Raw genomic sequence first — 9,555 nt, forward strand, 5'->3', positions numbered from 1 at the left:
AATAAAGGAGGAGGCCGCAGGCCGGGGGACATTCGCGGAGAAAGGTACCCCGTCGGCGGGTGCGCGCCCCGAACAGCGGCGTTCAGCACCATCAACGCGAAGGATGACAAAGCAAGGCTTCATCTCAAAGCTCCTTGCGAATATCGACAAGCCGGGTGAGCCCCCAGATGATCATCAGCACCACCGCCAACAGAATCATCGCGTTGGCCGCAGCCAGCGGAAACTGCAGGTACGAGGTCTGCACCTGGATGATCTTGCCGATCGATGCGATCTGCTGGCCGCCCATGACGCCGATGGTCACGAAGTCGCCCATCACGATGGTGATGACGAAGATCGAGCCGATCAGGATGCCGGTGCGCGACAGCGGCACCACCACGTTCCACAGCGTCTGCCAGCCCGAGGCGCCCGCGTCGCTGGCGGCTTCGAGCAGCGAACGGTCGATGCGCATCATGCTGTTGAAGATCGGCACGATCATGAACATCGTGTAGAGGTGCACGAAGGCGAGCACCACTGAAAAATCGGAGAACAGAAGCCACTCGACCGGCTGCTCGACCAGGCCGAGCCCGGTCAGCATCTGGTTGACCAGCCCGTTGCGGCCCAGGAGCGGCACCCACGAAATCATGCGGATCACGTTCGAGGTCCAGAACGGCACCGTGCACAGCACGAACAGCACCGTCTGCATCGTCGACGAGCGCACATGAAACGCCAGGAAGTACGCCACCGAAAAACCGACGAGCAGCGTGATGCCCCATACCAGCAGGCAGAACTTGAAAGTGCTCAGGTAGGTATTGAGCGTGACGCACAGGTCGCCGTTGTCGGTCAGCTGCGAGCAGCCCTCGAACAGGCTTGCGTAGTTGCGCAGCGTTATCGCCGGAATCAGTTCGTACTCGTTGAAGCTCCACAGGCTCACCATGGCGATGAGCGCCAGCGGAATCAAGAAGAACAGCAAGAACACCAGCGCGAACGGCGCCGCCTGCCACCATGCCTTCACGGCATGGACGGACGGGCTGGGCGCGTGCGCGCTGGCGGTTGGAGCGCTCACAGGATCAAGCCGCGACGAATTCGTTCCACTTTCTGACCATGTACTCGTTCTCGTCCATCACCGCGTTCCAGCAGGCGATGCCGCCCATGCGCTGCTCGTAGCTGCCGCCGTCGCGCACCGCGCCGACCTTGGCCAGCAGGTCGCCGTTCGGGCCCTTGATGTCTTGCGTAGCGGCCTTGCCCTCCATCCAGTAGGCCCACTCGTAGGCTTCCATCTTGGCCTTGGCCGTGTCGAGCACGGCGCTGTAGTACCCCTGGCGGTTGAGGTACGCGCCGGCCCAGCCGTCGAGGAACCAGTTGATGAATTCATAGGCGCCGTCGAGCTTCTTGCCCGACAGCGTGGCCGGCAGACCGAAGCCGGCGGCCCAGGCGCGGTAGCCTTCCTTCAGCGGCTGGAAGTTGCAGGCAATGCCCTTGGTGCGCACGGCGGTGACGGCCGGCGACCACATCGACTGGATCACCACCTCGCCCGAAGCCATCAGGTTGACCGACTCGTTGAAGTCCTTCCACAGCGCGCGGAACTGGCCGGCCTTCTTGGCTTCGATCAAGGTCTTGATCGTCAGGTCGATCTCGGCCTTGGTCATGTTGCCCTTGTCCTTGTACTTGTGGATGCCCTTGGCCTCCACCACCATCGCCGCATCCATGATGCCGATCGACGGAATGTTCAAGATGGCCGCCTTGCCCTTGAACTCGGGGTTCAGCAGCTCGGCCCAGGAGCCGATGGGCCGCTTGATCAGGTCGGGGCGAATGCCCAGCGTGTCGGCGTTGTAGACCGTGGGGATGAGCGACATGAACTGCGTGGGCGCGGCGGCGAACTTCTTCGACTTTTCGCCTTCGAGATAAATCACCTTCTTGGGTGCGGTGCCCTGGTCGCCCACGGCCTTGCCTGCAACCTCGCCCTTGGTGAAGAGCGTGGTGATCTTGTCCGCGTTCTTGATCTTCTTCGTATCGATGCCCTTCAGGTTGCCGGTGGGCACGATCTTCTTGAGCGAGAAGAACTCGGTGTCGATCAGGTCGAAGCTGTTGGGCGCGGTCACGGCGCGCTTGGTCACGTCGTCGGTGGTCACGGCCACGTACTGGATCTCGATGCCGGTGTCGGCCTTGAACTTCTCGGCAATCGCCTTGTCCTGGTTCACCGCCGTGCCCAGGTAGCGCAGCACGATTTTTTCTTGCGCATGCACGAAGGGCGCGATGCCCGTCGCCAGAATGCCGGCGGTGCCTTGCAGCAGGGTGCGGCGCTGGAGGCCGGCGGACGAGTCGATGGGGTCGGTCATGGAAGAGTCTCCGTGGAAAAAAGGTGGCGGATGAACGGAACGGAAAGGGAGGACTACGCTGCCACGGCGAGTGCGCGCGCATCGGCCTCGGCCCATGCAAGGCGCACCGCATCGCCCGGCGCATAGGGGCTTGCCAGAAAGGCGGCTTCGCCCAGCAGCACCGACACGTTCTGGCGCCCGGGCGCAGCAGCTTCGAGCGCGAGGCCGAGCAGCACGTAGGTGCCTTGGTACTCGACGTCGGTGATGGCCGCGGCAATGCCTCCATCGCCGGACGCCGGGGCGATCCGCATGTGGTCGTTGCGCACGGCAATCGGGCCGGCGGGCGTGTCGAACACGTTGTGGCCGCCCATGAAGCGCGCCACGAATTCGTTGGCGGGATGGTTGTAGATCTGGTGGGGCGAGCCGACCTGTTCGATCACACCGTGGTTCATCACCACCATGGTGTCGGCCAGCGCCATCGCTTCTTCCTGCGAGTGCGTCACATGAACGAAAGTCAGCCCCAGCTCCTTCTGCCACCGACGCAACTCGGCGCGCATCTGGATGCGCAAGAACGGATCGAGCGCCGACAGTGGCTCGTCGAGCAGCAGCACGCGCGGCTCGGTAATGAGCGCGCGCGCCAGTGCCACGCGCTGCTGCTGGCCGCCCGAGAGTTCGCCGGGCTTGCGATCGGCCAGGTGGCCCATCGCCACCCGCTCCAGCAGGTCGCGCGCGCGCTTCGGCCGTTCGGCCTTGCCTGTGCCTTTCATCTTGAGGCTGAAGGCCACGTTGTCCACCGCCGAGAGGTGCGGGAAGAGCGCAAAGCTCTGGAACATCATCGCCGTGCCGCGCGCGGCGGCGGGTAGGTTGGTGATGTTGCGGTTGTCCAGCAGGATGTCGCCGCTGGTGACCGACTCATGCCCCGCAATCATCCGCAGCGTGGTGCTTTTGCCGCAACCTGACGGGCCCAGCAGGCAGCAGTAGCTGCCGCTCGCAATGCGCAGGTCGATCTGGTCGACCGCGGGCGGTGTGCCGGCGGCGTAGCGCTTGCTCAGGGCAACAATTTCAACGGCGGCGGGCGGAGGCGTGGCGACGACAGTCATTGGCCGGCGCCGCACACGGAAAACGATCGAAAAACGAGCATGCTGGCGTTAAGCACGCTCCATGCCACCTGGGTGCTAACGCGCCCTCTGCGGGCCCATGCAAAAGGCCGGGCTCCCGAGCTTTCTCTTCCGTCGGCTCAGGTGCCGAACCGGCCGGCGTCCGAGCCCACCGGCAGCGCCGCAGCAGCCAGCCCTCGCAACACATCGCCCACCACGATGACCGCGGGGCTCGCCAGCCCGGCTTCGGCAATGCAGGCCTGCAGCCGGTCGAGCGTGGTCGTGACGTGGCGCTGCTGCGGCAGGCTCGCGTGCTGAATCACCGCCACGGGCGTGTCGCCGGGCAGGCCGTGTAGCAGTTCGCGTTCGATGTGGCCCGCGCCCGCCACGCCCATGTAGATCACCAGCGTGAGCCGCGCGCTGTGCGCGGTGGCGGCCAGCGCACGCCAGTCGGTGGCGTCTTCATGCGCACTCGCGCCGGTCTTGGCGTGGCCGGTGACGAACACCACGCCCTGCGCGTGGTCGCGGTGCGTGAGCGGCACGCCCAGCGAGGTCACGGCGGCAAGTCCGGCGGTGATGCCGTTGATGACCGTGCATTCGATGCCGGCTTCGCGCAGGTGCTCGACTTCTTCGCCACCGCGGCCAAAGATGAAGGGATCGCCACCCTTGAGGCGCACCACGGTTTCGCCTTCGCGCACCGCGGTGATCATGAGCCGTTCGATGAATGCCTGCGGCGTGCTCTTGCAGCCGCCGCGCTTGCCCACGTGCACGATGCGCGCATCGGGCCGCGCATACGAGGCCAGGATGCTCTCGCTCACGAGGTCGTCCACCAGCAGCACGGTGGCGGCCTGAATCGCCTTCACGGCCTTGATGGTCAGCAGCTCGGGGTCGCCGGGGCCGGCGCCCACCAGTGTGCAGCTTCCGGCGGTGAATGGGGATGTGAGTGCGTTCATGCGTGGGCTGCCAGTTGCGTGATGTGCCTGACCTGCGTGGCGATGGCCTCTGGCACGGGAAGCTCGCCATTCAACACGCGGCGCGTGTAGTCGGCCGTGGTCGCGACGTCGATCTCTTTCGGAAGCCCCGGCACCTCGCTCGACGTGCCCGCGGCCTGGGCCTGCAGCTCGCTGCGCACGCCGCGCACAAAGCCGTCGATCTGCGCGGTGCGGCGCGGGTCGGACACCACTTCGCCTTCGAGCCCGCGCGAGAGCAGGGCGGTCATGCTCATGAGCTCGAAGGTCTCGCCCATCGTGCGAGCGTATTCCGGATGGGTGTAGCTTGCCACGACCACGCAGGGGCCGGTGGTCGGCTGCATCAACTTGACCACGCTGTGGCCAGGGTTGCGCAGGCCCACCACGCGGCGCACGTCGAGCAGCCGCTTGAGCGCGGGGTTGAGCAGTTCGGTCGGCGCAAAGCCGACCTCGCCGGATGCAATTCTTCGGATGGCCGTGAGCATGGGGATGTCCAATGCCTCCAGCACGTTCGATGCCAGCACGCGCGATGTTTCGGTGGCGCTGCCGTGCACCAGCACCGGCAAGCCTTCGCGGGCGAGCAGCAGGGCGAGCAGCGGCGTAAGCACCGGCAGCTTGCGCGCGCCGTTGTAGCTCGGCAGCACGATGAGCGGGCGGTCGGCGGCCGGAATGTGCTGGAGCCGCGCATGCGTGGCGTCGAGGAAGCCCGCCATCTCTTCGGGCGTTTCGCCCTTGATGCGCATGGCCAGGCAAAAGCCGCCGATTTCCAGGTCGGTGACGGTGCCGTCCAGCACCTGGCCGAACAGGTCCGTGGCCTGTTCGCGCGTCAGCGGCTTGGCGCCTCGCGCGCCGCGGCCGATTTCCTTGATGTATTGGCTGATTCCCATGGGTGCACCAATTGTCCCGCAATGCTTATGCCGGAATGCGAGGCGGCTTATGCACCCTCTATGCACCCTCTGCGAGGACCTCCACCGGCGTCGCCCGGACCATGCGCTTGAGCTCGGGCAGGCAGGAGCCGCAGTTGGTGCCGCATTTGAGCGCGCCCTGCAGCGAGGCCAGCCGCTCCTCGGGCGTGCCGCTGCAGCGACCCAGTTCACCCTGGATGGCCAGGTCGGTCACGTTGAAGCAGGTGCAGACCGTTTGCCCGCGGGACTGCACTGCCACCGGCGCGCGGGCGCCCGGCGACAGCAGCAGCCGGCCGTAGGTTTGGGCCGGAATTTCCTCGCGCAGCAGGGTGCCGATCCAGGCCTCGGCGGTGGTGTCGCCGCCCAGCAGGAAAGCTTCGAGCCCGGCGTTGCCGTCGGCGCGGCGCACCAGCCGTGCCACACGGCGCTGGCCGCGGCGGCGGTCGGCGTAGCGCAGGGCATCGCTTGCACCCAGGCCAAGCACGCCTTCGATGCGGTCGACGAGGCTGTCGTCCGGCGTGTCGTGCGCGGCCGCGCGAAAGAGGATGCCGCTGCGCTCTTCGCCCGGCGTGTTGCCCGAGAACGGCACGCAGGTGGCAAACGGAAACATCGCCATCAGCGGCTTGAGTGCCTGCTGCGCGGCAAAGGCGGCGTCGGGCGGCAGCCAGGCCATGGCGAGCAGCGACCACGGCAGCTCGGCCTTGAGGATCTTGACCGGCGTGTGCTTGAGCTCGGGCTGCTTCGAGGTGGGGCAGTAGGCCGGCGTGGTCAGCGCATTGATGCCGGCCAGCGGCGTGCCGGTCGAAGAGCAGCCGCTCAGGTATTCCTCGCCCCAATGCATGGCAACGAAGGCCTGGCTCAGGCCGATTTCGGCGCTGGCGCGCGCGGGCAGCAGGATGGAGCCGCGCTTGGAGGTGAGGTGCACCAGGTCGCCGTCCTTCAAGAGGCGGCGCGCCATGTCCTGCGCGTTCATCTGCACCACCGGCTCGGCCACGTGGCCGAACAGGCGTCCGACCGTGCCGGTGCGGCTCATGCCGTGCCACTGGTCGCGCAAGCGGCCCGTGTTGAGCGAGAACGGGTAGCGCGCCTCGCGCGCCTCGGCCACCGGTTTGTAGACCGTGTCGACGAAGCGCGCGCGGCCGTCCGGCGTGGGAAAAACGCCGTCTTCATAGAGGCGGGCGCGGCCGGTGGTCTCGCCTTCCTTCAGCGGCCATTGCTGGGGGCCGGCCGTTTCGAGCATGGCGTAGCTCAGGCCGGTGATGTCGAGGTCGCGCCCGCGGGTGGATTCGCGATGCTCGTTCCACACCTGCTCGGCCGAGCCGTAGGGGAACAGCGTGTCCGTGCGGCCGAGCCGCCGTTCGAGGCGGCGTGCAAAGTCGACGGCAATCGACCAGTCGTGGCGTGCCTCGCCAGGCGCAGCCACCGCGGGGCGCACGCGCGAGATGCGGCGCTCGCTGTTGGTCACGGTGCCTTCCTTCTCGCCCCATGTGGTGGCGGGCAGCAGCAGGTCTGCGAAGGCGCAGGTCGATGTGGTCGAAAAAGCCTCTTGCACTACCACGAACTCGGCGCGCTCGAGGGCGCGGCGCACCGTGGCCTGGTCGGGCATCGATTGGGCGGGGTTGGTGCAGGCAATCCACAGCGCGCGGATCTCTCCGTCGGCGGCGGCCTGGAACATCTCGACCGCGGTCTTGCCGGGCTTCTCGGGCACGGAGGGCAGGTTCCACAGCGCCGCCACTTCCGCGCGGTGCGCAGGGTTGGCCAAGTCGCGGTGCGCGCTCAGCAGGTTGGCCAGGCCGCCCACTTCGCGCCCGCCCATGGCGTTGGGCTGGCCGGTGAGCGAGAACGGGCCGGCACCGGGCTTGCCGATCTGGCCGGTGGCCAGGTGCAGGTTGATCAGCGCCGCATTCTTGGCGGTGCCGCTGGACGATTGGTTCAGGCCCTGGCAATACAGGCTCAGCGTGGCAGGCGAGGTCGCGAACATGCGCGCGGCGGTGAGCAGGTCTTCCTTCGAGATTCCGCAGATCTGCGCCACCTTGTCGGGCGTGCATTCGCGCACCGTGGCCTTCAATGCATCGAAGCCCGTGGTGTGGGCCGCGATGTAGCGGTTGTCGGTCCAGCCTTCCCATAGCATCAGGTGCAGCATGCCGTTGAACAGCATCACGTCGGTGCCGGGCTGGATGGGCAGGAACAGGTCGGCAATTTCGACCGTGTCGGTGCGGCGCGGATCGGCCACGATGATCTTCATGCCTGGGTTGGCGGCCTTCGCGTCCTCGATGCGGCGAAAGAGAATCGGGTGCGCCCAGGCGGCATTGCTGCCCACGATGAAAAGGCACTCGGCGTGCTTCAGGTCGTCGTAGCACGCGGGCGGCGCATCGGCGCCCAGCGTCTGCTTGTAGCCGGCCACCGCGCTGCTCATGCACAGGCGCGAGTTGGTGTCGATGTTGTTGGTGCCGATCAAACCCTTGGCGAGCTTGTTGAAGACGTAGTAGTCCTCCGTGAGCAGCTGGCCCGAGACATAGAAGCCCACGGCGTCGGGCCCGTGGTCGCGAATCACCTGTTCGAACTTGTCGACCGCGCCGTCGAGCGCGGTGTTCCACGCCACGGGCGCCGGCTCGGCGCCGCGCACGGCGCGCCGCATCGGCTGCAGCAACCGGGTCTGGCGTGTGACCGTGGCCGTCGCCGTGAGGTGCAGTGTCGAGCCCTTGGTGCAAAGGCGCCCGAAGTTGGCCGGGTGGTCGGGGTCTCCGCGCACGCCGGTGATCTGCGCGCCGTCGGACTCGATGACAACGCCGCAGCCGACGCCGCAATAGGGGCAGGTGGAGCGAGTTTCTTGCATGAGTCGTGCCTTGGTTGTGCGCCTAGCTGCCGTGCGGCGCCTGCACGTCGAAGGTCTCGTCGCCCAGCTTGCCGGCCGTTGCGGCGCCGGGGCCGGCGCGGGGCGGCGCCAGGTCGATGGCATGCGTCTTGAGTTCTTCCGCATCCAGGTGCACCACGCCCTCGGCGAGCTTCACCGCGAACTTGGGCGTGCATCCTTCGTCAGGCGACTTGGCGCAGCCGTCGTCCAGTCCGATGGCCCAGTTGTGCAGCGGGCAGGCGACGCTGGTACCGAACACAATGCCCTGGCTCAATGGGCCGCCCTTGTGCGGGCAACGGTCGAGCAGCGCAAACACCTGGTCCTCTGAATTGCGGAACACGGCGACGGCCACACCCACGGGGCGCGCCACGCGGCGGGCGCCGAGCACGGGGATGTCGTCGATGCGGCAGATGGCTTTCCATTCGCTCATGGTGGGGTCTCTAGGTTTTGAGGTCTGAATACAAGCCGGTCACGCGGTCCATGATGGCCAGCAGGTTCTCGCTGGCCACGAACACGTCGGACATCAGGGCGGGTGAGGTCGCCGCACCCTCCAGGCGCTGGAGGCCGCGGTTGAAGAACATCCACTGCGCGTCGGCCAGCACCAGTTCCTGGCGGATCTGCGCGGTGGCTTCCGGCGCGTTGCGCAGGGTTTCGAGCGCGGCAAGGAATTCGGCGCGCGCCTTTGCAATTTCTGCCGTACTGCCGGTGGCGTCGATCTGCATCGCGCCGGCCAGGTAGAACTTGGCCATGCGCTGGGACAGCATGCGCTGCCGACCTGCGATATTGACCAGCCGGCCCACCGGCCTGCCCGAGGCGGTTTCGTACTGCGTGGTGCCCTGGTTGGCAAGCGCGAGCACGGTGGCATCGAGCTTGACGATCCGGGCGGCTTCTTCCTTGCCGAGCGCGGGGCCGGTGAGCTCGCGCTTGAATTCGCTCCATGCGCCGTCGAGTGCGTCGTAGGTGCCGCGAATGGCGGGGCTCGGTGCGAAGGCCTTGAGCTCGGTCAGCTGCCTTTCGAACAGGGCAATCGATTTGTCCAGTACTTGTTGCGCGCTGCGCGTTTCCACTTTCTGCGCCAGCGCGAGATAAGCCTTGCTCGCGCGCTGCGACAGCATGCGCTGGCGGCCCGCCTTGTTGATGGCGTCGTTGAGGTCGGCCACCTGCGCGCGGGCGCCCACTGCGGCAAGCGCGGAAGAAACGATGAAGAGTCGTCTTTTCAAGAAGCTTCCCCGCTTACACGGTGAGCGGCGTGAACTGCCGCACATCCACCTGCGCCTGGCTCGACTCGAACCACGGATCCGGCTCCCCATCCAGCGCGAACTGCAGCCGCTCCCACAGCGCCTTGCGGCCTTCGGCGTCCTCCAGGATCTTCTTCTTCACATAGTCCAGCCCCACCCGCCCGATGTAGTGCACCGTGCGCTCCAGGTACCAGCCTTC

General features: G+C 66.8%; 9 protein-coding genes. All 9 read right to left on the minus strand.

What is annotated here, in order from left to right; all coding sequences use genetic code 11:
• Nucleotides 1-124: 124 nt before the first annotated feature.
• Complete coding sequence (locus tag V9L20_RS27015) at nucleotides 125-1,042, minus strand: ABC transporter permease (protein ID WP_337298886.1); 918 nt, start codon at nucleotides 1,040-1,042, stop codon at nucleotides 125-127.
• 4 nt (nucleotides 1,043-1,046) lie between these two features.
• Nucleotides 1,047-2,315: an ABC transporter substrate-binding protein gene (locus V9L20_RS27020; protein WP_337298887.1), complete on the minus strand. Its 1,269-nt coding sequence runs from the start codon at nucleotides 2,313-2,315 to the stop codon at nucleotides 1,047-1,049.
• A 53-nt stretch (nucleotides 2,316-2,368) separates the two neighbouring features.
• Nucleotides 2,369-3,394: an ABC transporter ATP-binding protein gene (locus V9L20_RS27025; protein ID WP_337298888.1), complete on the minus strand. Its 1,026-nt coding sequence runs from the start codon at nucleotides 3,392-3,394 to the stop codon at nucleotides 2,369-2,371.
• Nucleotides 3,395-3,531: 137 nt separating this feature from the next.
• Entirely contained in the window at nucleotides 3,532-4,344 is an 813-nt protein-coding gene (gene cobA / locus V9L20_RS27030) for a uroporphyrinogen-III C-methyltransferase (protein WP_337298889.1), read from the minus strand.
• A complete protein-coding gene (gene ybiB, locus V9L20_RS27035) occupies nucleotides 4,341-5,246 on the minus strand; it encodes a DNA-binding protein YbiB (protein ID WP_337298890.1) in 906 nt (301 codons plus the stop codon). The genes cobA and ybiB overlap by 4 nt, the downstream gene beginning before the upstream one ends.
• A gap of 58 nt (nucleotides 5,247-5,304) precedes the next feature.
• Nucleotides 5,305-8,100: a nitrate reductase gene (locus V9L20_RS27040; protein ID WP_337298891.1), complete on the minus strand. Its 2,796-nt coding sequence runs from the start codon at nucleotides 8,098-8,100 to the stop codon at nucleotides 5,305-5,307.
• Between the two features lie 22 nt (nucleotides 8,101-8,122).
• Nucleotides 8,123-8,548 (minus strand): nitrite reductase small subunit NirD, encoded by a 426-nt coding sequence (gene nirD, locus V9L20_RS27045; protein ID WP_281146887.1) that lies wholly within the window; start codon nucleotides 8,546-8,548, stop codon nucleotides 8,123-8,125.
• 10 nt (nucleotides 8,549-8,558) lie between these two features.
• Nucleotides 8,559-9,338 (minus strand): type IV pili methyl-accepting chemotaxis transducer N-terminal domain-containing protein, encoded by a 780-nt coding sequence (locus V9L20_RS27050; RefSeq protein ID WP_337298892.1) that lies wholly within the window; start codon nucleotides 9,336-9,338, stop codon nucleotides 8,559-8,561.
• 13 nt (nucleotides 9,339-9,351) lie between these two features.
• The coding region (locus V9L20_RS27055; protein ID WP_337298893.1) for a hypothetical protein at nucleotides 9,352-9,555 on the minus strand (204 nt) is incomplete at its 5' end.

This window comes from Variovorax sp. CCNWLW225, assembly GCF_037204045.1.
Taxonomy (GTDB): Bacteria; Pseudomonadota; Gammaproteobacteria; order Burkholderiales; family Burkholderiaceae_C; genus Variovorax.